This window comes from Tychonema sp. LEGE 06208, assembly GCF_015207505.1.
Taxonomy (GTDB): Bacteria; Cyanobacteriota; Cyanobacteriia; order Cyanobacteriales; family Microcoleaceae; genus Microcoleus.
In genome coordinates this window covers 1-25607 of sequence record NZ_JADEWT010000035.1, presented here as the reverse complement: position 1 = coordinate 25607, position 25607 = coordinate 1, and the positions used below count along the sequence as shown (strand labels likewise).

Annotated in this window: 13 protein-coding genes; 3 read left to right on the top strand and 10 right to left on the bottom strand. The window is 47.6% G+C overall.

Going from position 1 to position 25607, the window contains the following annotated elements; genetic code table 11:
- Nucleotides 1-429: 429 nt before the first annotated feature.
- Together IQ263_RS11835 and IQ263_RS11830 are read right to left on the bottom strand one after the other, a co-directional pair.
- The gene (locus IQ263_RS11835) at nucleotides 430-918 is read right to left on the bottom strand and encodes a hypothetical protein (RefSeq protein ID WP_194067600.1); all 489 of its coding nucleotides are present in this window, start codon (nucleotides 916-918) and stop codon (nucleotides 430-432) included.
- 353 nt (nucleotides 919-1271) lie between these two features.
- Nucleotides 1272-2765 (bottom strand): hypothetical protein, encoded by a 1494-nt coding sequence (locus IQ263_RS11830; RefSeq protein ID WP_194067599.1) that lies wholly within the window; start codon nucleotides 2763-2765, stop codon nucleotides 1272-1274.
- 191 nt (nucleotides 2766-2956) lie between these two features.
- Here IQ263_RS11830 and IQ263_RS11825 point away from each other — a divergent pair, with 191 nt between their 5' ends.
- Nucleotides 2957-4618 carry an ArnT family glycosyltransferase gene (locus IQ263_RS11825; RefSeq protein ID WP_194067598.1) on the top strand — a complete coding sequence of 554 codons (1662 nt, stop codon included), beginning with the start codon at nucleotides 2957-2959 and terminating at the stop codon, nucleotides 4616-4618.
- A 60-nt stretch (nucleotides 4619-4678) separates the two neighbouring features.
- Here the strand turns inward: IQ263_RS11825 and IQ263_RS11820 are convergent, their stop codons facing one another.
- The 3 genes from IQ263_RS11820 to IQ263_RS11810 all read right to left on the bottom strand — a co-directional run bounded on the left by IQ263_RS11820 (nucleotide 4679) and on the right by IQ263_RS11810 (nucleotide 13759).
- The gene (locus IQ263_RS11820; RefSeq protein ID WP_194067597.1) at nucleotides 4679-4939 is read right to left on the bottom strand and encodes a hypothetical protein; all 261 of its coding nucleotides are present in this window, start codon (nucleotides 4937-4939) and stop codon (nucleotides 4679-4681) included.
- Nucleotides 4940-5023: 84 nt separating this feature from the next.
- Nucleotides 5024-9457, bottom strand: coding sequence for a response regulator (locus IQ263_RS11815; RefSeq protein WP_194067596.1), 4434 nt, complete (start codon nucleotides 9455-9457; stop codon nucleotides 5024-5026).
- Nucleotides 9458-10657: 1200 nt separating this feature from the next.
- Complete coding sequence (locus IQ263_RS11810) at nucleotides 10658-13759, bottom strand: MFS transporter (RefSeq protein ID WP_194067595.1); 3102 nt, start codon at nucleotides 13757-13759, stop codon at nucleotides 10658-10660.
- 233 nt (nucleotides 13760-13992) lie between these two features.
- Here IQ263_RS11810 and IQ263_RS28485 point away from each other — a divergent pair, with 233 nt between their 5' ends.
- Nucleotides 13993-14199 carry a DUF4915 domain-containing protein gene (locus IQ263_RS28485; RefSeq protein ID WP_228049987.1) on the top strand — a complete coding sequence of 69 codons (207 nt, stop codon included), beginning with the start codon at nucleotides 13993-13995 and terminating at the stop codon, nucleotides 14197-14199.
- Here IQ263_RS28485 and IQ263_RS11800 read toward each other — a convergent pair.
- The 4 genes from IQ263_RS11800 to IQ263_RS11785 form a co-directional block, all read right to left on the bottom strand.
- Complete coding sequence (locus IQ263_RS11800) at nucleotides 14153-14998, bottom strand: lysophospholipid acyltransferase family protein (protein WP_194067594.1); 846 nt, start codon at nucleotides 14996-14998, stop codon at nucleotides 14153-14155. The two genes, IQ263_RS28485 and IQ263_RS11800, sit on opposite strands and share 47 nt — an antisense overlap.
- A gap of 515 nt (nucleotides 14999-15513) precedes the next feature.
- On the bottom strand, nucleotides 15514-19011 hold the full coding sequence (locus IQ263_RS11795; RefSeq protein ID WP_194067593.1) for a response regulator: 3498 nt from the start codon (nucleotides 19009-19011) through the stop codon (nucleotides 15514-15516).
- 486 nt (nucleotides 19012-19497) lie between these two features.
- Entirely contained in the window at nucleotides 19498-19800 is a 303-nt protein-coding gene (locus tag IQ263_RS11790) for a hypothetical protein (protein WP_194067592.1), read from the bottom strand.
- Nucleotides 19801-19900: 100 nt separating this feature from the next.
- A complete protein-coding gene (locus tag IQ263_RS11785) occupies nucleotides 19901-20191 on the bottom strand; it encodes a hypothetical protein (protein WP_228049986.1) in 291 nt (96 codons plus the stop codon).
- A gap of 353 nt (nucleotides 20192-20544) precedes the next feature.
- On the opposite strand from IQ263_RS11785, the gene IQ263_RS11780 reads away from it, so the two are divergent.
- Nucleotides 20545-21189 (top strand): GNAT family N-acetyltransferase, encoded by a 645-nt coding sequence (locus IQ263_RS11780; RefSeq protein ID WP_194067608.1) that lies wholly within the window; start codon nucleotides 20545-20547, stop codon nucleotides 21187-21189.
- 825 nt (nucleotides 21190-22014) lie between these two features.
- On the opposite strand, the gene IQ263_RS11775 is transcribed toward IQ263_RS11780, so the two are convergent.
- Nucleotides 22015-25607: Ig-like domain-containing protein (locus IQ263_RS11775; RefSeq protein WP_445286307.1), on the bottom strand; the 3593-nt coding region annotated here is incomplete at its 5' end.

The window sequence follows — 25607 nt, the reverse complement described above, 5'->3', positions numbered from 1 at the left end:
ACACAAATATCGGAAATACAAAAAAAATCCTGCTTTTTTTAGCAGGATTCTTTTAGCCTTATTTGGCTGGGGATACCGATAATTACAGGCATTGGGGGATGGGTTTCAGGGTAATTTGCTCCAGACTGAGATGGCAATCTCCCGTCTATAGCTGTACTATAATTCTCCTAAAAAGTCTGTTAAAAGCAAGCATTCTCCCAAATTCACAATTATTGGAATGTCTATTTTCTCTAATTATATCAAATCCTCTCTTCATCGGAATAGTAAATTCACTGTTGACTGTTAACTGTTGACTGTTGACTGTTAACATCATGTATGAGTGTAACTAAAATTGATATTATTCAAGATTAGTTATATGATTCATTTTGAATAATTCAGACAATTAAAAAATAATCTCAAACACAAATTCCGATTTTGTTGTGGCATTTACTAACATTCAAAACAGTCTAATATTAAGTATGGGTTAATTGCGGGCGATTCCCGAAGAGAATCGCCCGCCGTGCAGTTACCGAATGTATATAACGAAGCTAATCCGCTGTTGTCGATCGGCAACTGTACCAAAATACTTGCTGGGCACCTGCAGATTCGGTGAAAAAACCCGGTTTCTTCGGGGGCGAGTATTTTCTGGAGTGTTGGCAATTGGCTTTTGCACGGTTCTAGGTAATCGGAAGTGCTCCTAGAAATTGTCCAAAATTTGTCAATCTCTCCAAAGATAGAGGCATATTTTTGCAGTGCCGAGGTAACTTGCTCGATGCCATTACAGCGACTAAACTCGACGAAAATTAATGCCAGCGCCATCAAAATCTCAGAAATAAAATATCCCCCAGAATTAATGCTGGAATCGTTAAATAGACAGCTTTTGGATGGGACATTTGAGTATTCCGAGGCAGGATTGGTTTCTGTCAAAAAAGTGAACATTTTCCTTCCTCCAAAAGGGTGTTGAACGGTAGATACACCCTGGGAGTCAAATCACAGGAAACTGGCAGCGACCTTGTTTGTGTTGCTCGTCTCCATGTCACCCTTTTATTAGTTTCGCCCATCTGTTTGGCGCTGCCATCCGCGATCGCACGGAATTTATATTTTTTGTATTTTCCCGAATTGCCGAGTGGCCCGTAATTACCGATGGTTTCTGTATCCTGTAGGTAACACCACTTTCAAGTCAGAATACCACTCGGTAGCCCGTCCTGCAAAGCCTTTGGCGATCGCTCCTATCCCAAATCTCAAATCTCAAATATCAAATTTTATGAGAGTCTGTGGCGCGCGTAAATGTATCAGTCGTCAGTAGATGGCGGTTTTTTCCCTGAATTGCGAATATTAACAATCTTGTTGAGCGCATCGAACCAAAAACTAGCTCCCATTGAAATAGCTACGCCGCTCAAGATCCAACCAAGCAATTTTGCCATAAAAGCCGGCAACAATAAATTACCCTGCGCGTCTATTTCTAACCTGTTCGGTTCGCTCCATCCCAAAGGTAGAGCTACATTATCCAAAGCTCGATCGACATCCTGCTGAACTTGCCTAAGACCGGTTAAATTATCTAATTTAGTCTTAGCGTTTTTTTCTACCAACTGCTGAGCATACAAATTAACAGTCGATCGCAGCATCGAATCCTTCGACAACCGATTAACAATATGAATGCTATCAGCATTAGCAGCAATCGCGATCGTAGTTCCGAGCAAAATCGCCACCCCTCTAGCATTTCGCTTGTAAACGCCGGAAGCACGCTGCATCGATTGGTCGAACCAAGTTTCAATTTCTTGCTGAAACCGCTGCAACTGCTCTTGACTATCTCCGCCGCCTTTTTCAGCACGCTGCGCTAAAATAGAAAGGCTGCGTTTCAAAGATTCTGGCATAATGCTCAAAATTTCTTGAATTTCTTGGTACATCAAACCGTTTTCTTGCTCCTCCATAATTTCTGCTACCCTATCCTGAGTTTTTTTAAAGTTCCTCACACTATTTAACAGATTGCTCAAACTCGGTTCCAGTTGCGATCGCAGCGCCTCCCGCTCGTATTCGCTATCAAAACTAGCCTTAATAAATGCCATCTGTCTTTGAAAATCTCTCCCTCCTAGCTCAGTTTCTGGCAGATAAACCTGAGAATCATTAATATAAAATTCTAGTTTTTCCGACATCCGCTCCAAACTGTTGTTCAAACTCGTCAAATCTTTTTTATAATCTTCAACAACCCGATTAAACTCCGCCGTCAACCAGCTAAATTGTTGTTCAACAATCGATTTTGCAGACTCCGGCAGATTCAAATGATTGCTAATTGCTTGAATTTGTGCCAATTGTAAATCTTTAAATCTTTCCAATCTGGCTTTAGATATCGCTCGGATTGAATTAGAAATTTTTAAAGTATCCAAAAGGCTAGCAGAAAAACTCTCTGGTGGAATATAAGAAGGCCCTGTTGATTGATTGCCGAAAACATTCTTGGTGCGAGTCAGCAGGCGGTACAAATCACCCATAAGGTGCGTAATAAGTCGAAATCCTTGGGAGAAAATCCCTTTGGCTCCCTGATTCAAATCCTTGATAATCGGATTAGCGTAGAGCGCATTAGCAAATTGTTCGACTCGCTGAAATTGCAGCGGCTCTTTGGCCGCGTCGCTGCCGTTAGAAATTAGCACTTCGATCGACTTCTTTAAATGTTCCGCCCGCCATTGCAAAACAGTAGCAATCAGTTCCTGAATTTCTGAAGCTAGCAAGCTTAAAGTCAGGTAAATAAACACTAGGCCAATTATGATATCTATAATTACAGGTAAGTTCATGGTATTTTCCTTGTCGCCAATAACTGCTGTCTAAGTTTACCTTCTGTTTGGGACGCGAAAAATTCTTTTAAGCCGAGTTTCCCAAAAGCATCCAAGCACCCTAGCCCACGATCCCAACCCTGAATTTATAAGTGATTCCCAATTCTTCAATTCTTTAATCTAAAATCGAAAATCTTAAACGGTCATTCCTTATGTCAAAAATCTTTCCATTCTCGGTAGGTAAACCGAAAACTCGCTTCAATGACAGCTTGACAGACAAACTGTGGATGCTGGCTTTGCTGTTGGCTGCGGTGCTAATTTTCGGGCTCAATCTCGGCGGCCCGGCGTTGCGGGATTGGGATGAAGGGATTGCTGGGCTGGTAAGTCGGGAAATTTGGCGCGGCAATTTAAATTGGCTGTATCCGACGATCGACTCTATGCCTTATTTCAACAAACCGCCGCTGGTACACTGGCTGATCGGGCTGTGTTTTGCCAACTTCGGCGTCAGCGAATTGACGGCGAGGTTGGTACCGGCGATGCTGACGGCGGCTTCTGTGCCCATGCTTTACGCCATTGGGCGGGAGTTGTATCCGCAGCGCTCGATCGCCATTTTTTCGGCTCTCGTTTATCTGACGCTGCTTCCGGTAGTGCGGCACGGACGTTTGGCGATGTTAGACGGAGCAGTTTTGTGTTTTTTGCTGGCATCGATGTGGTGTTTGTTGCGATCGCGCCGCGACTTGCGCTACGCCTTGGGGGCGGGGATCGGGTTCGGACTCATTTGTTTGACTAAGGGCGTGATGTTGGGGCTGCTGCTGGGCGCGATCGGCTTAGTTTTCCTGGTTTGGGATACCCCGCGACTCCTCACTTCTGGGTATCTTTGGGGCGGATTGGCGATCGGAACTTTCCCCGTAGCTGGTTGGTATTTTGCCCAATGGCTGCACTACGGCCAAGATTTCATCAACGCCAACTTGCTAAACCAATCTTTCCGGCGCATTTGGGAACCAGTAAGCAATCACAACGGCCCGCCCTGGTATTATCTTTTAGAAATTTTAGAATCAGCTTGGCCGTGGCAGTTATTTTATCTGCAAGGGCTGTATTTTAGTTGGGAAAATCGCAATTTTCCCGGGCCGAAATTAGTCTTAGTTTGGACAGGAGTATATCTGCTGGCTATTTCTGTGATGAATACGAAATTGCCTTGGTATGTTTTGCCAATTTATCCAGCTTTTGCTTTAGCCGTTGGCAGTTATTTCGCGGAAGTTTGGGAGCAAATGTCGCTGCCGCCAGAGCCGATCAAAGATGAAGCAGAAGAACGTTTTGATGCTATATCTTTTTTGCCTCATCCTGCAATTTTGGCAATACTGGCGGTGGTGGCTGTAGTCGGTTGCGTGTACTTTAGCGGCTTAATACCGATTGGGGGACAAATTGTATCCCACCAGCAAGATTTGCAGTTAATGATGATGTTTGTAGCTTTGACAATGACACTGGCGGCCGTGTTGCTGCACAACAAAGACAGACAATTTTTATTAGTTTTAATTTGGGGAACTTACGTCTCGCTGTTGGTATTTGTCGCTTCCGACAACTGGGTTTGGGAACTGGCGGAGGATTATCCGGTTAAGCCGATCGCCCAAATTGTCCGCGAAGGAACGCCCATCGGCCAAGAAGTCTTTACTTCTCACCGCCTCCCGCGTCCGTCGCTGAATTTTTACAGCCAGAGGCAAGTTATTGTCGCCGACGCGCCTACACTGAAACAGAAATGGCAATCTCTCCCGCAACCTTATTTTCTGTTAGAAAAACCTGTCCTCAAACATCTAGATTTGCAGAATGCTGAGGTTGTAAAAACAGCCGAGGATTGGGTTTTGGTAACACGAAAATAAGTTTGCCAGTCACAAACCCGGTTTTTTACCAGAAAATTTGATTGCAGCACACAAAAGCCATCACAAACCCGGTTTATTGGGTTTTGATGCGTCCGGGATTGAATATTTAACATGATTGTGTCCGGGGCAGTGGTGAGGATTAGGGAACCACTTACATTTAATTATGCCACCGGATAGCTTTTCTAACTTAGCAGGAGTGTGCCCTGCCCCGAATAGATCGAGGTTGAGATTGAGGGCTACTTTCGCAGCGTAAGCAAGGTAAAAAGTACAAGGTATTGATACAGAGAATATTACTATTTTAGCAATTAGATTGTAATCCATAATATGTATAGCTTTTCTCAGAAAGATGAGGTACTATGCCCAGCGGCACCTCATCTTTCTGAGAACCGCTGTATGTCCTGCTACTTACCCATCAACATATTGCATTTCCATTTTCAACGCCGCCTCAACTCTTTGATACTCGGCCTCAACTTGTTTTAAAAGCTCGCAAGCTGGAGCAGGTAAAGCTTGGTTGGCTTGTATTCCGATGCGGCCCATGATTTCGAGTTGCTCGCACAGCTTAAACAAGCCAAAAGCACCGAGAGTACCGCTAATCGATTTCAAAGAGTGAGCATCTCGCCGCAAAGCCAGCGGATCGGCGCTCCTGACGGCCGTAGAGATGCCTCGCAGCAGTTCGGGAGCTGTTTCGAGGTAAATCTCGATCGCCTCCTCTAAAGCTTCGACATCTCGCAATCCTTCTATAATCTTGGCACTCAGACAATCGGGACTTTCTAACAAAGCCCGATCGAGATTTGATTCACCAAACCCGACAACTGCGCTCGAATTGGAAATTGTCTGTTGTGCATTTTCCGCAACAATCGCATTCGATCGCACTTCTAATTCACTCGTTTCTCCGATCTGTTCAATCTGCGAGTTTACACAAACAATCGGCACCGGGCGATCGCACTCTGGGCGCGATCGAGATTTACACGCCTTCAAAGCTCGAACCAACTCCTCAATGGCGATCGGCTTGCTCAAATAATCGTCCATCCCCGCAGCCATGCACTCTTCGCGATCGCCCTGCATCGCATTTGCTGTCATCGCCACAATCCAAGGGTTAGTCGATTTTAGATTTGGGATTTGGGATTTGGGATTGTTAGATTGTTCCTCAGTTTCAGAAACTTCGGATTCTTCAGTGGAATTTTCTAAGGTAAAACCCTCTGAAAATTGCTCGCGGATGAGGCGGGTAGCTTCCAAACCGTCCATTTCCGGCATTTGCACATCCATCAACACCAAGTCGTAAGGCTGGCGGTGCAAAGCTGCGAGCACTTCGATCCCGTTTCCCGCCACATCCGCGCGATAGCCCATCCGCTGCAAAATTTGCAAAGCCACCTTCTGATTCACCAAATGATCGTCCGCCAACAGAATCCGCAGCGGTAAGTTATCTGCCAGCACTGGTATGCTTTGGAGGAAAGCCCCGCTAGTACGCGGCCCTCTCATTTCAGTGACTTGCGGTTCCCCAAAAATATTGATTAAAACATTGTAAAACTGAGATTGTTTAATCGGTTTGTTCAAAAAAGCAGCAAAATTCACATCAACTGCAGAGCAGTTAATTTCTGATAGGCCGATCGAAGTTAGCATCACTAAGGGCAACTTTTCGTAATCAGGATACTGGCGAATTTCCGCGGCTAAAGCCAACCCGTCCATTTCCGGCATTTGCATATCCAAAACTGCAAAATCAAACGCCTCTTTAGCAGCGAGCCAATCTAAAGCCAAACGAGCCGAAGCTGAAGCTCTAGGCACCATTCCCCAAGACTGAGCCTGCTGAGTCAAAATTTGGCGGTTGGTAGCATTGTCATCGACAATCAAGACTCGCTTCCCAGCCAATTCCGGTTGACAATTGGTCGAGTTAACCGACAAAGAACTTTTGCAGCCACGAACGATCGTGCTGAAATAAAAAGTAGAGCCGGCGGATGGGGGATTTTGGTCGATCGGCTTGGTGCTGAGTGCGGATTTGACAGAGCAATATTTTTCGGCAATTTCACAGGAGTCTCCCCATTCCACATCAAAAGCTGTTGCTTTAAAATCTACCGGAGGCTTGCCGGCAATACAACCCATACTTTCTACCCACATCCTGCCGCCCATCATTTCGGCCAAACGCTTGCTAATTGCCAAACCCAATCCGGTACCGCCGTAGTTTCGGCTTGTTGAAGAATCTACCTGGCTGAAGGATTTAAATAGCCGATCCATGCGATCGCCCCGAATGCCGATACCGGTATCTTTGACCGCAAATTGTATTTCGTATGCTTGGTTAATTGCTAGCGGTTCGCCATTAATTTCTGGCGGTTCTGTAGGGTTTGGCGGCACTGAAATCTTTTTTGCCGTCACCGAAACCACTACTTCTCCAGTTGCGGTAAATTTCACAGCATTGCTGAGCAAATTGATTAAAATTTGCCTCAAGCGAGTGCTGTCGCCGATCGCCATTGTCGGTACCGAGCGATCGATCAAGTAACCCAATTCCAGTTTTTTTTGTGCCGCCTTGGTAGCTACCAAGTCAAGAGATTCCTCAATGCAAGTGCGGATGTCAAACGGATGTTCCTCCAAGTCCAATTTGCCCGACTCAATTTTCGAGAAATCTAAAATATCGTTGATCAGCGTCAGCAAGGCATCGCCGCTGCTGCGGATAGTTTCTACAAAATCGCGCTGTTCGCGAGTTAAGCAGGTATCCAACAGCAAACCGGTCATGCCGATGACTCCGTTCATGGGAGTGCGAATTTCGTGGCTCATGGTGGCTAAAAATTCGCTTTTAGCTTTGGTAGCCGCCAGTGCTTCGTCGCGAGCTTTTGCCAAATCTACGCCTGTTTGCTGGCGTTCTAGTTCGCTTCCCACCCACTGACCCATCAGTTTCACCAACTCTCTGTCTACAACTCGGAACGGTTCTGTCAGAGGAGTTGGAGAAAGGAAGCACAAAGTGCCGTAAACTTCACCTGTCACGGTGACGGGAATGCCCATGTACGCTTCGATCTTGAATGCTGGATCCTCGGTGTTGAAGCACAAAGCCGCAAACCTCGCCGACTCAAAGTACATGGGTTCTTTTGCCATTACTGTAGTCCCGCAAAAGGTTTTTTCGAGGTCGTAGATTTGTGCTTTCTCGATCGACCCGTCGGGACATTCCACAGCCACGATTTGATATTTGTCGCCTTGAATGCGCGACAAAATTCCCACGGACATACCCAACTGTCGGCATCCCATCTCCAGCAGTTCTTGGAGGCGCAAATCAAAGGTAAAGAGGCGGCCCTCCGGGTCAGTACGGGGAGCCGAGGTCACTTGGTACAAAGCTTTAATTGCAGATTCGCTTTCTCGCAGTTCTTGTTCTGTTTGCTTGCGGACGCTGATGTCGCGGGAAATACCGATAATTTCTTGCACCAAACCAGTTTCCGGATCGCGGATCGTGCGGCTGGTGGTTTCAAACCAAATGTATTTGCCGTCTTTGCGGCGGATGCGGTAGCTGACGGTGTAAGTAACTGGAAGCGCCAGGACTTTTGAGTGAGCTTTGCTGATGGCTTCTAAATCATCTGGGTGAAAATAATGGTTGGGGCTCGCGCCGACGAGTTCCGAAGGTTCGTATCCGAGCAAAGCGCGGCTGGCGGGGGACACGTAAAGAAACACGCCTTCGGGGTTGTGTCTGGTAATCATGTCGGTTGAGTTTTCGGCCATCAACCGATAGCGGTCTTCGCTTTCTAAGCGTTCGACTTGAGAGTTGCTCAATGCTTCTAGCATTGTGTTGATGGCGCCGGCCAGGCTTGCGAGTTCATCTTTTCCGCTCATATGAACGCGCAAGTCTGGGTCTCCGTTGGCTGCGATGTTGCTGACGCTGGTGCTTAAGTCTGCCAATCTCGCCAAGACTAAGTTTTCTAGCAACAGCAGGGCGATCGCGCTAAATACTAAACCTACTGCCAGTATTGATAGGGTAAACAGGCCCAAGGTAGCCTGACCTTGGCGGTAGATGATGCGGTCTGCCTCTACTCGCAGCAGCAGCGCTAGGTTGCCTCGTAGGTCGCGAATCAGGGCGTATCCTGCGACTACGTTATCGCTGACTGGTTCGACTAAAATTTCTACTGATTTGAGGTTAGAAATTTTGATTTTGTCTAAATCCTGGATCGATCGGGCGATCGCCTTAGCCCCCGGTTTGGAGTAGTTCGCAGAACCCAATTTAAAATCTAAACTCGGCAACCTAAAATCGACTGACAGGTGAGTCAGTTCCGAAAGCAAACCAATTTCGCTGCTGTCGAGGTAGCGTCCCAGAACCAGCGTCCCGCGCGGCGGGCCTTGGGCGTTGCTGTTGACGATCGGCCTCGAAGAAATTAGCAGCCTAGCTTCTGGGAGGGTAATGACGCCTGCTTTTGCCCGATCGCGATCGCCCTGCGGTGTCGAGGGTTCTAGCAGCGCCTCAATCAATTGCTGTTTCAAGCTTTCGGGAATCGGCACTTCCGTTTGGGACTTCCGGTCGAAACCTTTGCTAAAAATCGTCTGACCGCTGGAGTCCAGCACTAGCAACAAGTTTAGTCTCAAGGAAGTAAATGTCGAATCGACGAAATTTGACTTGACAAAAGCCTCATTTTGTGTATCAACAAAAGAGTAAGTATCGTCCCACTCGGCGTAGTCTTGGGCGCTGGTGTCTAAATTCGACAAGTCGTCATCTAGGGCATCCAAAGCCCGCGCGACATCCTGGCGGACGTACTGGGCCTCAAGGTTTTGAAAATCGTGCAGCAAAATAGTTGATGCAGTGGCATAGAGAACCAGAATCAGGCTGACTAGAGCTGCACCGATGATTAATAGTGTTTTTTTTCGGAGTTGCATGGCGTCGCCCCCCTCACTGTGCTACTAGGCAACTAGCCTGGGGAGATTTGAGACGTAGGTTGTTTAGCATTGGCTCGACAGGGCCTGCATATTTTGACTGTTGTGGGCCCACTGGCAAAAGTCCTTGGTATTTCCAAGATATCCGATATGTCGTCCCCACATCAGTGTAGTATTTTCACATCTTTAATTACCTTCTTGACACTCCCGGGCCTGAACGCGCGGGGATTCTTGGTTCACTGACACACCTTTAAACTATCCATCCTTTCGGCAATATTTAAACCAAAAACCCGTCCGATTGAACGAAGTTGCGAGTCTAATTTGAATAGCCCCAGAGGGCTTATCTCCCCAAGCGTTAAGGAATCGCTTCCCAGGTTCCCGTATTATGCCCTTGGCGTACATCTAAACTACTAAATTTTTGAGTTTTCTGGTGTGGGTGCGCGGTGGCTGCCCTAGCTATGTTTTTTGTGGTGTTCGCTACCCACGAGATATTATTGTTTTCTAGCCAGTCGTTTTGGATTATCGCCCGTTTGTAAGTAATTGGACAGAATTAATTACACACTGATTTTTTGCTGATTCTTTACTAGACAAGGCTTGTAGCCCAAAGTTTTGTGTAATTAATTGTGTCTTACTACTTACTAGCGGTTATGCTATAGCGGTTCTCACAAAAGTGAGGTGTGAGGTATGCCCTATGCCCTATGCCCTATGCCCTATGCCCTATGCCCTATGCCCTATGCCCTATGCCCTATGCCGGATAGTACCTCATCTTTCTGAGAAAGGCTATACCTGTATCTATCTCTACTATACTAAACTTATGGAAAATACTGTCAAGTATGAAAAAGTTTTTCAGTATTATATCAAATCCTCTCTTCATCGGAATAGTAAATTCACTGTTGACTGTTGACTGTTGACTGTTAACTGTTGACTGTTAACCGTTAACATCATGTATGAGTGCAACCGGAATTGATATTAATCGAGCCGACACGCTCTTGAAAAGGGGAGCATCTTATATTTGTAAAAACACTTCTTTTGACTCCTTCTTTCTTCTTCTTTCCTCCTGTCTCCTGTCTCCTGTCTCCAATTTCTAGCTTGGCTGCAAAAGTGAGATCCTCCCCTTGAAAAGTCTGATAAAAATAGTGCCTGATGTCAGTAGGAACTCACATCAGGCACTATTAGCTTGCACGGCGCAAATTCAGTCTTTAGTTACCGGATAACAGCTAAGGCACCGGCACCGGCTGCTGCTACGGCCGAGGTAAGAGCGGTAAAAAACAGCCACCAAGAAGCAACTTCGGCTGCTTTCCGGGTTTCTTCAGCTTGTTTTTCAGCTTGAAGTTTGATGCTTTCAAGGCGAAGCTGGGCTTCTTGCTGCAAGCGTTCTGCTCTTTGCAACACTCTATTGCGGGTGACTTCAATTTGGTCGATCAAGCGGTTAGCATCGGCTTCGGAAATGTCCTCGCGGGAACTAATTAGTGCTACTAAAGTATCGCGGTTGAAATGACCTAGCCGATCGCGCAAAGCATCAAATCCAGCTTGCGGATCGTCAAATAATTGACGCACGTCCCGCGTAATCCCTTCATAATTTAGTTCAGGGCGATCGAGCGAATTGAGGTAATCCCGAACTTTTCCGAGAACCCCGTCAATTACCGACTGAATCCGATCCTGAATTTTCTGGATTTGTAGTGCAAACTCATCGCGCACCGACAAAATTCCATCCACAATGCGAGCAGCCTCTGCTTCAGAAATATCCTGCCGCTGAGACAGCAGAGAAACCACAGTCTCTCGATCGATGTGCGACAGACGCTCGCCCAAGCTGTAAGCGCCGACTTTTGGGTCGTGCAGCAGCAGTTGCAAATCGCGCTTGATGGCTTCGGGATTTAATTCATCCTTGCCCGTATTTCGCAAATAATCCTCTAAAACGCTCTGAAAATCCTGGACTTGGGTTTGCACCCGCTTCGCCAAACGGCGAGGCGCTTTCACGATCGAGCCCAGAGTTTCCTGCACTTGGTCGATAATTTGATTGACTTGTTCCTCAGTCAAATCATCTCTCTGAGAAAGCAGTTTTACCAAAGTATCGCGATCGAGCTGAGACAGGCGTCCCCGCAGCGCTAAAGCCCCTTCCTTGGGATTTTCCATCAGTTTCGTCAAATCGCGCTGAATCCCTTCAGGATTGAGTTCTGATTTGCCAGTATTGCGGAGGTAATCTGCCAGGGCGGTCGTAGTTTGGTCGTACTGATCCTTAGCTTTTTCTGCCAACTTTTGCGGTGCTTGGAGCGCGCTGTGCCAAGTTTCCTCGGCGCTGTCGAGAAGCTCGTTTACTTGATTTTCGTTGAGGTCTTTGCGCTGAGATAGCAATTTTACCAAAGTATCGCGATCGAACCGAGAAGCTCTAGCTCTGAGCGCCCAAATTCCCGCTTCTGGATTGTCCAGCAGTGTTTTGAAATCGCGCTTGATGCCTTCGGGATTGAGTTCTGATTTGCCCGTAGACTGCAAGTATTCTTGTACTTTTTGCCACTGATTGTCTAGTCGGACTTGCGCGGCTTCTTGCAAGCCTTTAGCATCTGCTAAAGCGACATCTCGCGTCTTTTCCAACTCGTTGACAATCTGTTCTACTTCCTGGAAGCCGAAGTTTTCGCGGCCTCTGAGAATTTGCACAAAACTGTCGCGGGTGTAAGGAGAAAGCCGATCGCGCAACTGTTCGTAACTTGCATCGGAATCCTCTAAGATTTTTTTGAAATCGCTCCCGATACCTGCTGCTGTCAGTTCCTCTTTCGGTGTCAGCTTCAAATAAGTTTCCACCCGCCACTGCAAATCGCGAGCTTTTTCTTGCTCCTCAGCAAAGATAACGGTTTCTAAAACTCGCCGTCTTATTGCTTCTAAATCCTGGGAAATTTCTTTAATTTTGTCTTGGGTAAAAACGCCTCGACTCGCGAGAATTTCCGCAAACTGAGATTTATTGAGTTTTTCTAATTCGCGGCGCACAGTTCCCGGATCTGCCGTAGGATCGTAGATCGCGTCACGAAATTCGCGCTCGATCGCTTGCGGGTTCATTTGCCACGAATAAGTGTTGAGCAAGTAGTTTTCTACATCGGCGCGGATCGGGCTATAGGTTTCGGGTTCGCCTTTGACTTGAGCGGCAACTTTATCAGCTTGGGCGCTAACTTTATCTTTAGCTGTTTTGAGCTGACCGACTACTTTTTCTACATCGAAATCGGAAATGTCCGTGCGGCCCAAAACTATTCCCATTAAAGCATTGACTGCCATTGTCGTTGCTTGGGTTCTCATGGTGGGGCTTTGGCCGGAATTTTGACCGCCCAGACTGCTGAGGGCTTGTTCTACCCTACTTGTCAGTTGTTCTGAGAGCAAATCTCCCGATTTGGCAGATTTGAGATAATCTACCAATTGGCCGATGCCGTCTGATTTGGCTTCTTGTTTTTCTACTTGTTTCCAAGCATCTTCGAGTTGGTCTACAATCCGGTTGACATCGCGCTTTGACAAGTCCGATCGCGAACTTACTAAATCTACTAGAGTTTGGCGATCGATCTTCGGCAAATTTTCGCCAGCAATGTTTTTGAGTTGCGGATCGTTGAGCAATTTTTCAAACTCGCCGCGCATCGCTTTGATGTCTAATTCCGGCGGTTTGAGGGCTTGGATGTAGTCTTCGACGTTTTCCCGCAAGCTTGTGGGGTCGATCGCGCTACCGAGTTCGTGTCCCACTGCCGCGGCGGCTGCTTTGGCTGTGGCCACTACTTGATTGCTGGCTGCTTTCGCGCCCAAGGCTGCGGCTGCGGTGCCAAAAATCGCTTGAACGCCAGATGTCGCAGTGTTGACGACGGAACCGATCAGGGAACCGACGGTGGTGGAACTCACCCAGACGAGAAGTGAGAAATAGGCAGCCCAGACAACTAAACCGACGATCGCCCCCAAAACCGGACTGCTAATCAAGCTCAGCTTTACTGCTAGCAAGCAAGCGAAGAATAGGGCGACGGTGACGGTGATTAGCGTCCAAGTGCCGACTTTGCTGCCGATGTGGCGCAGTGGCGGGCTGCTGCTATCCGAGTGGTGTCCGTCATCGTGGGATTGTCCGATATAGGAAAGACCCGCAGCTACTGATAAATTTGTTAGCAACAGTTGGAAAGCGCAGGCTAGAACGACTCCAGCGATGAGGGCGATAAAAAATTGCGGCCCGGAATAGAGGAGTGCTGTTTCTTCTACTGTGTTTGTAGTTGTAGTCTGTTCTACTGGCACTTGGGCCAGCAAGAACCCGATGTTATACATTTCTGGATTTATTGGAAAATTTTGATACATAGTATATGCCTCGCTAAAGGGTGGGTACGCGCGATCGTTGGCGCGAGTTGACTAATTATATAGTTTTAGATTCGTGCCCCCAATGGCAAGCATCGCCTTATTGACGAGCTAAAGCATCCCCCTACAGTCGGAAGTGTACAAATATGTCTGCGGACTACTATCACTTTAGGCAGATTTGTGGTATGTCAATTTTGTGTTATTGGTCAACTAGACTTGTTTTGAATTAGGACTTTATGCAGGGATGGGTAGCTGTAAATAGCAGCGGACAAGTAATTTTTATCAGCACATTACTCAATTGTATAGCCACATTGAGCGATCGCCACATTTATAAACCTTTATGGAAACCACCCTTTATTTCACAATATATCAACGAATATCACTTTCACCTAATTCTCAATTACCAGCCAAACAATCTAATTGTGCCTGCATTTGAGTTGTAACTAAATCGAAACAAGCATCGACATAATCGCGATCGCCCGCCGCCTCCTTACCGTACCTCTCAAATACAATCGGTTCGCACACGCGAGTCCGAATCTGCACCGGAAAAGGCAAGTTTGGCAAAGGCCCAATACTCAGTCCCCAAGGCAATCCTAAATACACCGGAAACACCACCGGATCGATGCCAAACAACCACGGCATCCCCAATTCATGCAATTGCTTTGCTTGTTCGTACAAATCCGCCAAAACTATTAAAGTATCGTGGGCACCGTGGGATATAATTGGTACAATTGGTACCTCTTCTCGCAATGCTAATTTAATAAATCCTTTACGTCCGGCAAAGTAGATTTTGTTCCGCAAGTGATAGGGGCGAAAAGTATCTTCTGCGCCGCCCGGATAGACGAGAACCGGGGCATTTTTTCGCAAAGCTGCGATCGCCATTTTCGGATGTGCTTTGATCGCGCCGCACTGCACCGCCATGCTAGCAATATCAGGAGAAACCTGCCAAACCGTCGGGTGCATCAATCCGTAGGCCAAGCGTTCCGTGCCGTACCTGTGGAACCATTCGTATAGAAACATAAACATATCAGGAGCGGCGATTCCCCCGTTGTGGGAGCCGACAACGAGCATTTTTCCGTTCGCGGGGACGTGGTGCCAGCCGTCGCTTTGTACGCGAAAATAGTAGCGGTACAGCCATTCCCAGATTGGCAGCAAAAGTTGAATGAAGTCGGGATTGCGATCGTCCAAAGATAAACCGTCAAAGGGATAGCTAGAGGATTTTGTATTAGGAGTTTTTGTCACTTTGAAAATATTTTAGTTAGTCAGTAGTCAGTAGTCATTAGTCATTAGTCATTAGTCAGTAGTCAGTAGTCATTGGTCATTAGTCATTAGTCATTGGTCATTAGTCAGTAGTCAGTAGTCATTGGTCATTAGTCATTAGTCATTGGTCATTAGTCATTAGTCATTGGTCATTAGTCATTAGTCATTGGTCATTAGTCATTAGTCATTGGTCATTAGTCATTAGTCATTGGTCATTAGTCATTGGTCATTAGTCATTAGTCATTAGTCATTGGTCATTAGTCATTAGTCATTGGTCATTAGTCATTAGTCATTGGTCATTAGTCATTAGTCATTGGTCATTAGTCAATGGGTATAAAAGCATTGAGAATTGGATCTAAAAACAGAAAAGCATTGGACATTAAAATTGGCAGCAAACAACCAATAACCAATAACCAATAACAAACAACTAATAACTAATAACAAACACCCAATAACGAATAACAAAAAACCAATAACAAACAACCAATAACCAATAACTAATCACAATTAAGTAAAAAAGTCAACACAGTTTCATCAATTCCCTTAAGTGTCAGCGACTTATATTTAACAATTCGATCTTCCTCAACATAATCTGCAACCGCCGCCGAAATCAGCACAGAATTTGCTTCCGCCACCTCTTGCAAGCGTGCAGCAATATTCACGCTCGGCCCGATCGCAGTATAATCCGATCGATCCGGGCCACCAAACATTCCCACCACCGCAGTACCCTGGTGAATTCCGCAGCGAAACCGCACCGGAGGCATCCCATTTTCCCCCACAATTCCCTGCTCCACCCAGCGCTCGTTAAGCTCCTTAAGAGCTCGCAGCATTTCCCTTGCAGCAGCCACCGCGCGGCGTACTTGCTCATTAGGCGTTAGTTCCTCCGGCGCGCCAAACAGAGCCATTACCGCATCTCCCACAAACTTATCCACCGTACCTCCACTGTCAAAAATAGCCTTAGTCATTGCCGCCAAATATTCATTCAACAGCTCAGCCACCCGGCGCGATCGCAGCGTATTTGCCATCTCAGTAAAACCGACAATATCGCTAAACAAAATAGTAATCAAACGCGGTTCCGGGCGCAAATCCAGCCCCAAATCTCCCGCCGCAGCCGCCTTCACCATCGAGGGCGGCAAAAAGCGGCGCAGCACCGACTCAGTTAAATAACTGTTCAACTGCTGCACTCGGCGCTCGTTTTGTTTGAGAGCGATCAAATTTCGCACTTCGGCCAACAATTCGCGATCGTTAAAAGGCTTAGACAAATAAGCATCAGCACCCCGTTCTACTCCTTCAATCCGAGTATCTTCGTCAGCTTTCGCCGTCAGCAAAATTACCGGAGTACCCTTCAATTCCTCATCTTGTCGAATCATCCGAATCAAATCTAAACCCGAGATTAAAGGCATCATCAAATCCGTGACAATTAAATCCGGGCGACGATTTTGGGCGGCTGCAAATCCTTCTTCGCCATTGCGAGCGAGCAAAACTGCAAAGCCGGCATTTTGCAAAATTCCCGACACATAAAAGCGCAAATCTGGATTGTCGTCAACAACCAAAACAGTGCCGGCTGCTGTTTCTGAATTGATCGGTTGGATCGCCTCAAAACTCTCATTGGCAAATTCAGCATCAGACAAATCACCTTCCACATCTGCCAGTTCCACCGCTGCTTTGGATGAATGAAACTCTGCAGGTATTTCTAGTACCTGTTCCGGTGGTAAGTGAGTAGAACCGAAGTGCAGCCAGACGGTAAAAGTAGTACCTTCGCCGTAAACTGACTCCACGGAAATTTGACCGCCGTGGAGTTCGACTAATTCCTTGACAAGCGCCAAACCCAAGCCGCTGCCTTCGTAGGAACGGTTGGTAGAACCTTCGGCTTGGCGAAAGCGCTCGAACAAATAGGGAATTTGTTCGGTGCGAATGCCAATGCCGGTGTCTTTTACTTGCAGCAAGCAGTGAGCGCCTGCCTGTTTAACTGTCAGGGTGATTGTTCCGCCTTCTGGGGTGAATTTGACAGCATTTGATAGCAAGTTGTAAATCACTTTGTCAAATCTTTCAATATCCAAATAAAGTAAAGGACATTCTTGCAGTTGGGTAATTAATTGCAGTCCTTTTTTATCGCAGTAGGCGCGGAACGACTCTGCGGTAGAGTAACAGAAACTGACTAAATCGCAGGGGCGAAAACTCGGCTGCATCCGTCCGGCATCGAGTCGCTGCAAGTCCAGCAGTTGATTTACCAAGCGCAGGAGGCGGCGCGAATTACGCAAAGCGATTACCGCTTGTTCGTAGGGTAAGTCTTCTTGGCGGCCGCAAGCTGATTCCAAAGGGCCGATGGTTAGTGTTAGAGGCGTGCGGAATTCGTGGGAGATATTTTGGAAAAACTCGGTTTTGAGCCGATCGGCTTCTAGGAGCCGTTCTGCTTGCTGTCTGGTAGTCTGGTAGAGGCGCGACTGCTGCACGGCTAGAGCAGCTTGAGTTGCCACTATTTGAGCCAGGTCAATATCTGAGAGTTTCCAGCGGCGGATGGTGTGATTTTGGCGCAGGGAAATGCTGCCGATGATTTTGCCTTCGGAGATTAAGGGAACGACTAACAGGGCGCGGGCTGGCGATCGAACTTGCAGTTCTGTAACATTTAAATCGGGGCGTTCGTAGAGGTCTTCAATAGCCACCGGCTCTTTTGATACCATAACCTGCAGCAACACCGGATTGCCCCGAATCGGCACCAAAGATTGCGGCAAGGAAGGATGGGCAAAAACCCAGGTGCCAGAGTTAACACCACCACTAGCAGAATCCGTCCCTGGCGCAGCAGAGTTTCCCTGGTTCCCCACTACCTCTGGATTGTTAAAACCCTGTTCTACAGCCACGGTATTCCTATTTGTGTCGTAGAGCCCCACGCACTGGACGTATTCATCATCTTCTGTCCACAAAGATAGGGCGCAGCCGTCAACTTGCAAAGCTTGGCCTAGTTGTTGAGTAATGGCTGCAAAAATATTTTGGGGGTCGAGGCTCGATCGAATTGCCGTAGTAATAGTATTGACTAAGGCCTCGCGCTTGGCCAGCGCCCGCACCTTTTCGTAAGCCCTGGCTTGAGAAAGCGCCAAAGCCGCTTGGTCGGCCACCGTAATTACCAACTGTACCTCATGGTCTTGCCACTGGCGCGGTCGATCGAACTGGTGCAGCGCTAAGACAGCCATCAGTTCCGTTTTGTAAAACAGCGGTACGATTAAGCTCGATCGAATATTCGCAGCTTGATAAGCCTGCTGTCGCTGGGGATTGTCCCAATTTAAAACTCTCTCATCAGTTTCGGCATCTTGAATCACCTGCACATCCAGAGTTTTCCAAACCAAATCCGCCAGCAAATCCGCCGAAAGTCCAGAAGCATCTAGAGGTATGGTTTCCGGCGCATGGTAAACGAACTGTTCGTCAGCCGCCCGCCCGTCTTGAAAAGGTCGCAGCAGACAACAATTCACCTCAAACATCTGCCCGACGGTTTCCACAATTCTTTGCAGCATTTGCTGGTAATTGGGGGCGGATCGGATAGTATTGGTAACGGCATAAAGCAGCGATTCTTGCGAGAGAGCCCTACGCAGTTCATTGGTGCGCGCTTTCAGGATATTGTGAGTCTCAACAGCTTGAGTGACAATAGTTTTAAGTTCTTCAGCATCCCAAGGCTTCGTAACGTATTTGAATACTTTGCCAGCATTAATCGCTTCAACTAAATCTTCAATATCCGTATAGCCAGTTAAAATAATTCGGATGACATCCGGGTATTGAGCCGCCGTCAGGCTGAGAAACTCCGTACCGCTCATTTTTGGCATTCGCTGGTCGGAGATAATCACAGCAACTTCTCCCTCTTTTGCCAAAATTTCCAGGGCGGCGGGGCCAGATTCGGCCCTGAACACTTTGTAGTCTCGATGGAAGGTGCGGTAAAGCAAGTCGAGGTTATCCGGTTCGTCATCGACGATCAGAATTTTTAACTTAGGATTTGATTGAGAATTCATGCACCGTTCTCCTGTGCCCCGGGGCTGTTCGATTTAATAAGTCTGATGAAAAAAAGAATTCGCCGGTTTCAATTGTTGAAGTCACAATAGTTCGTGAATCTGAAGTTGTCGTGAGTTGGCCAAAGCAAGAGTCAACCGGGATCATTGGTGTTTTGCATCTTGTATTGTGTCCTCGGGAAGTCGCGAGTTGTACAATACGCGACTTCCCGAGGACACGCACTCTAAAAAAATGCTTTTTACAAAACCCAGATACTCCCAATCCAGCTTGATTTTTGAGAATTTAGTTTTAAATCCAGAATTATTCTGAGCCACAATTGTCTGTCGTACACCCTAATTTTATTATTTAATGATATTCACATAAACTCGTCTTGCGGTAAGTGTCCCCTTACCCCTCACCTCTATGCAGAAGCAGAAACACGAATCCGGCACTTTTAAAAGCTGTCTGGATATCTCATAATACATAGGAATAACCTTCGCGATTGTAAGTTAATTTGCCAAATTTATGTCATATTCTCCCTCCTTGGTCGATTTTATTTGGTATGTGAAAACTGCTGTCAGTACGATATAATAGACCACCAATATTTTCGCCTCTGTTTTTTCGACTGCCAAGGTTACAGCAACTTTAACAGTCCGCAGCTCGATACTGTCGGCGAGCCTGCGCCGGTTCCCCTGACGGATATTCGGGGGGTGGCTGACAGACCAAACGGGCTTTGAGTGCGGGTGACGCAATTGCTGTACCATTTGAGTTAGACTTGCACTTTTTCCGCGATCGCGACATTTTTGTGCCATCGCAGATTTTCGAGAAGCCAATTAGTGCGGCCAAACACTGTAAGCCAGAGCGTCCATCTGTTAATCTTAGCTAGGGATGTACTCTGTGGAAACCGGCAAATTAGCTTTCTTCGAGATTTTGACAGTCTCGATCGCCCTTTGCACAGCATTGCAGCACAAGATCGAGCCGTGAAGGAAAACCCCCGCAGAATGTTTCTGACCATCCAAATTTAAATTGGACGGTGGGGAGAGCGATCCCTAGCGCCACAGGTAAAGCCAATTCGTGACGGGACGGGCTTGCCGATGACCCATAACTGCTGAAAGCTGGGTTGTCCGGTTCACCGGGCCGGTGGCGAAGATCCGACGTGCAAGCGGGCCCGATGTTAGTGCGGTCAGTCGTTGAGTTTTTCAATTTCCTGAGCGAAAAATTATATTCGATGCGATCGGATATTTGAACCAACACAGATCCGCAGGGTTCCGGGAACCTGACATTAAAACCTTTTTGATTGTTTTTAATACCTTAGCAGTTACCCACCAATTTAGTATTAGGGGATTGGTTTTGATTGATAGGAAATTGATTTTTAAATGCCAAAAACTGGCACACAACATCCAATACTACTTAAATTAAAGCATAAAATAATGTGATTTAATGGTACTAATCAACGATGTCTATAAATTATCTCATAATATCATAACATCAGAGAAGTTTCTTAGGTAAAAATCCGAGAAAATAGCGTAAAAAAAATAATATAGTGACCTTAAATGGTGAATCCTTCTTTTTTTTCCTCACCGTCTCACGAACAACAAACTCCCCGACTTTCTGCCTTTTCGATCCGCGTCGCTGTGTCGAACGACTTGACACAGCTAGCCGATGTTTTAGCCGTGAGCTTTCACTCCCGCCAGGGATTGGTAGAATGGGTGTATCCGGTGTTGCGTTTGGGCATTTACGAAGATTTAAAAAATCGACTGCGTTCTAAGGCAGAACATTACATTTGTCTGGTTGCTGAGCTAGTCTCGCGCGAGGAAGGAATGCAGAATTATCGATCGCCCCGACTTGGGTCCGTAGCAGGAACAATAGAAATGGCCCTGCGCGCTCGTTTCCCTTGGCAAATTCCAAGTTCAGACTATCCTTATTTGTCAAATTTAGCCGTTCACCCAGAGTATCGGCGGCAGGGAGTTGCTCAACAATTGCTCAGCAACTGCGAGGATACAGCAAGAGAATGGGGATTTTCGGAGATTTACCTCCACGTTCTGGAAAATAATCACGCAGCCAGACAGTTGTACTATCAAGCCGGCTATCGCTTGCAACAAGTCGATTGGCATTGGACTCATTGGCTGTTCGGTCAACCGCGCCGACTGTTTTTACGCAAGCAGATTTCGCTTTCACAAGCTAATTATTTGAAGCGATAGTGGGTAATTGGTAATTGGTTGTATTTGTTGATTTTAGGCGATCGCACAACTCTCATAAAATTGTTTCCATAGCTTCGACCTGCAATAGGAGGTAGGATTTGATTGTGGAAAAAAACGTGATTTGTAGACTTATTGCATATATTTTTGATTGATAGGTAAACCGCAAATTGATGCAGATTAGCGCAGATTAACGCAGATGTTTTGCAAGATAGGATCTAGCGGTTAGAGGTAAAGATCGAGTCTTGATATCATGTCCAGTCGATTAATAACACAAATCTCCTGTAAGTTGCAAGAAAGAAGGAGGCTCTTCCTCCGCACCTGCATTACCAGGCAGAGCGAAAGTAACGAGCAACGGCTTAAGTTATTAAATTTTCCTGATTGCGGTAAATCGATCGGAACACTCAACAGTCAACAGTCAACAGTCAACAATCACCTGACGTTACAACCGGAATTGATCTAAAATCTAAAATCTAAAATCTAAACTTGTACCTCACCTTTTTGACAAAGGCTATATCATATCGTTTCCGCTTGCATCGGAATGCTTTAACCTTATTAGAACACAGAGTACACAGAGTCCGAGAATATATATCTGAATCATTCCCGGTTGCATCGGAATAATAAAATCGAGTCAACAGTCAACAGTCAACAGTCAACAGTCAACATCATTCCGGTGTTACCGGAAATGATATGAATCATTCCGATGCTACGGGATTTGATATCAAAACCTCCTAACCGTCGGACAAAGTAGCCCTACAAAGAACGCCACAGAAGTTTTGAGCTGCTGTGGCGTTTTGTTATGAAAATAGGGAAATTTCGGCGCTAATTCTAGCCCTCAGACAAGAGATTAGATAGGAAATCCGAAGAGCCGATCGCCCCGTTAACCCCGATAAAGTTTCCTAACACCCGATCGGTTCCTGCTATTCGCAGCAAAGTACCGTTAGGAGTGGCGCTAAATTGCAACTGCTGGAAACTCACGCCGCCAGTCAAAACAAACTTATCGACACCTACCTCGAAGTTAATCACAGTATCAGTGCCGCCGTCAGCACTCAAAACAAATCGATCGCTCCCAATACCTCCAATCAAAGTATCATCTCCCGCGTCGCCAAACAGCCAGTCATCCCCCGCACCTCCATTGAGAATATCGCTATCTTTACCGCCAAACAAAGTATCGTTACCAGCATTTCCGTTGATAGTATCTTGCCCTTCGTTGCCGTAGAGCAAATCATCGCCGTCACCGCCGTTGATACAGTCTTGCCGATCGTTGGTGCCCACCGAGACACCTGGGTTATCAGCACCATCGCCATAGATGGTATCGTTGCCCTCGCCACCGCAGAGTTCATCGCCCCCGTCACCGCCGTAAATCAAGTCGTTGCCGGCATCTCCGTGTACGAGGTCATTATTTTTGCCACCGTAAATCAAGTCGTTGCCTTCACCGCCACTGATGGTATCGTCACCCTCATCGCCGAACAGCGCATCAGCACCATCACCACCAAAGAGCCAGTCCTGGCCGTTGACATCTTTAGCTCGACTTCGAGCACCGCCGTACATAGTGTCGTCGCCGTTGTCGCCGACAAGGGTATCAGAGCCGAGTTCGCCCCAAATCAAGTCATTATCTTTGCCACCCCAAACACAATCATTGCCTTTACCTGCTTGGACGGTATCATTACCGTTGCCGCCGCTGATGATGTCGTTGCCGGTGCCGCCAAAGAGCAAGTCTTCTTCGCCAGCACTATTCATTGAGTTGGAACCACCGCTGTCGCCAAGCAGAGTATCGGCTCCTTCACCGCCGTAGAGGGTATCAGAGCCTAATTGACCGTAGATCAGGTCGTTGCCTTTACCTCCGTAAGCGCGATCGTTATTTTCGCCGGCAAGCAGCGTATCATCCCCTTCTTGGCCGTTGAGGAAATCGTTACCGGAGCCTGCGTCAAGCAAGTCGCGTCCCTCGGAGTCGTTAACCCTTTTGTTGCTTAAACCGCCAAATAAGGTGTCATCGCCGCTGTCACCAATCAAGGTATCGGAGCCGAGTTCGCCCCAGATCAGGTCATTTTGTTTACCTCCTAGGGCAATATCGTTATCTTTGCCTGCATGGATGGTATCGTCGCCCTCGTTACCGTTAATGATGTCTGCGCCGTTACCTCCGAAGATCAAATCGCCATTCTCAGCAGCGCTGCGGTCGTTATCGTTGCCGTTATCTCCCAAAATCGTATCGGCACCTTGATCTCCAAACAAGCTATCAGAGCCGATGTCGCCGGCAATCCAGTCATTTTGTTTGCCTGCGAATATGACATCGTTGCCATCGCCGCCATAGGCAATATCGGTGTCAGTATCCGCAAAAATCGTGTCATTGCCTTCGTCGCCGTGAATTTCATCAGCGCCATTTTTGCCTAAAAGCAGGTCGTTGCCTTTCAAACCAAGGATTTTTTGGTTGCCTTTGGTGTCTGCGATGAAGTCATCGCCGTCGGTGCCTGTGGTGGTTTGTCCCTCTCCAAGTTGCGAAATCGGCCGGACAAATCCAACTGCGGGCGGTTGCTGTGGCGGTACAAAGTTAATGCCCGGTTTTTCAGAAATGGGCTGACACAGACAGTCGGTATCTGGTTCGGCGATCGGATTTGAGATACCGGGCGCGGGTGTTGGTGTGGGTGTAGGTGTGAGTGGGGGAACAGTTCCAACTGGCCTCAAGATAGCAGCAACATTAGCGCTAGCGGGGCTGACTTTGCCGAGGTTGTCGGTGGCGGTGTAGCTGAAAGTTGCTCCGTTGAAGTCAACTGTGGCTACGAAAAATAGTTGTCCTATTTGTTCCGGTGTCAAAACTTGACCTGCTCTCACGGGTACGTCGCCGTTGACTGAATCTGATAAGAACAGGACTCCTTGGCTGGCTGGGGGGACGCTGGTAATGGTATAAGAGACGATCGACCCATCGGGGTCACTTCCTCCCAATCCCAACACCTGCACGATGCCGTTAGTCGGAACCGTGAAGTTAACATTGTTAATCGATGGCGGTTGGTTGGAAGTCGGGGAGAGAGCGGCAACTGTAGCAGTGGCGGGGCTGGTAGCGCCACTGTTATCTGTGGCGCTGTAGCTGAAATTGGCACCGGTAAAGTCGCCGGTGGATTGGAAAAATAGTTGTCCTATTTGTTCCGGTGTCAAAACTTGACCCGGTGTCACGGCTACTCCGCCGTTGGCTGGATCTCCTAAAAACAGGATTCCTTGGGCCGCTGGCGGCAGGGTGTTGATGGTGTAAGAGGCGATCGACCCATCGGGGTCACTTCCTCCCAATCCCGGCACCCGCGCGCTGCTGTTGGGCTCTACCGTGAAATTAGCATTGTTGGTTACTGGCGGTAAGTTTAGGGGATTTGGTGTGGGAGTTGCTCCTGTGGAACCGAGAGTAGCGGTAGCCAGGGGACTAACTGCGCCGTTGTTGTCTGTGGCGCTGTAGGTAAAATTGGCACCGGTAAAGTTGCCTGTGGATTGGAAAAATAGTTGTCCTATTTGTTCCGGTGTCAATACTTGACCCGGTGTCACGGCGACTCCGCCGTTGGCTGGATCTCCTAAAAACAGGATTCCTTGGGCCGCTGGTGGCAGGGTGTTGATGGTGTAAGAGGCGATCGAGCCGTCGGGGTCACTTTTTCCCAATCCCGGAATTTTCGCGGTGCTGTTGGGCCCTAGGGTGAGGTTAGTATTGTTGGCTACTGGCGGTTCGTTGGGAGTTGGTGTGGGAGTTGGTGTGGGAGTTGGTGTTGGTGCTGGAATCGGTACTGGTGCTGGTGTGGGAGTGGGTGTTGGTACTGGTGCTGGAGTCGGTGGGGGTGTCGTTCCTGTTAAACCGAGATTCGCGTTAGCTGGGGGGCTAACTGCGCCGTTGTTATCTGTGGCGCTGTAGGTAAAATTGGCACCGGTAAAGTCGCCGGTGGATTGGAAAAATAGTTGTCCTATTTGTGCCGGTGTCAATACTTGACCCGGTGTCACGGCGACTCCGCCGTTGGCTGGATCTCCTAAAAACAGGATTCCTTGGGCCGCTGGCGGCAGGGTGTTGATGGTGTAGGAGGCGATCGACCCGTCGGGGTCATTTCCTCCCAATCCAGCCACCGGCGTGCTGCTGTTTGGCCCTACCGTGAGGTTAGTAGGTGTCGCGAATGGTGCTTGGTTGGGTGTCGTTCCTGTTAAACCGAGACTAGCGTTAGCTGGGGAGCTAACTGCGCCGTTGTTATCTGTGGCGCTGTAGGTAAAATTGGCACCGGTAAAGTCGCCGGTGGATTGGAAAAATAGTTGTCCTATTTGTGCCGGTGTCAAAACTTGACCCGGTGTCACGGCGACTCCGCCGTTGGCTGGATCTCCTAAAAACAGGATTCCTTGGGCCGCTGGCGGCAGGGTGTTGATGGTGTAGGAGGCGATCGACCCGTCGGGGTCATTTCCTCCCA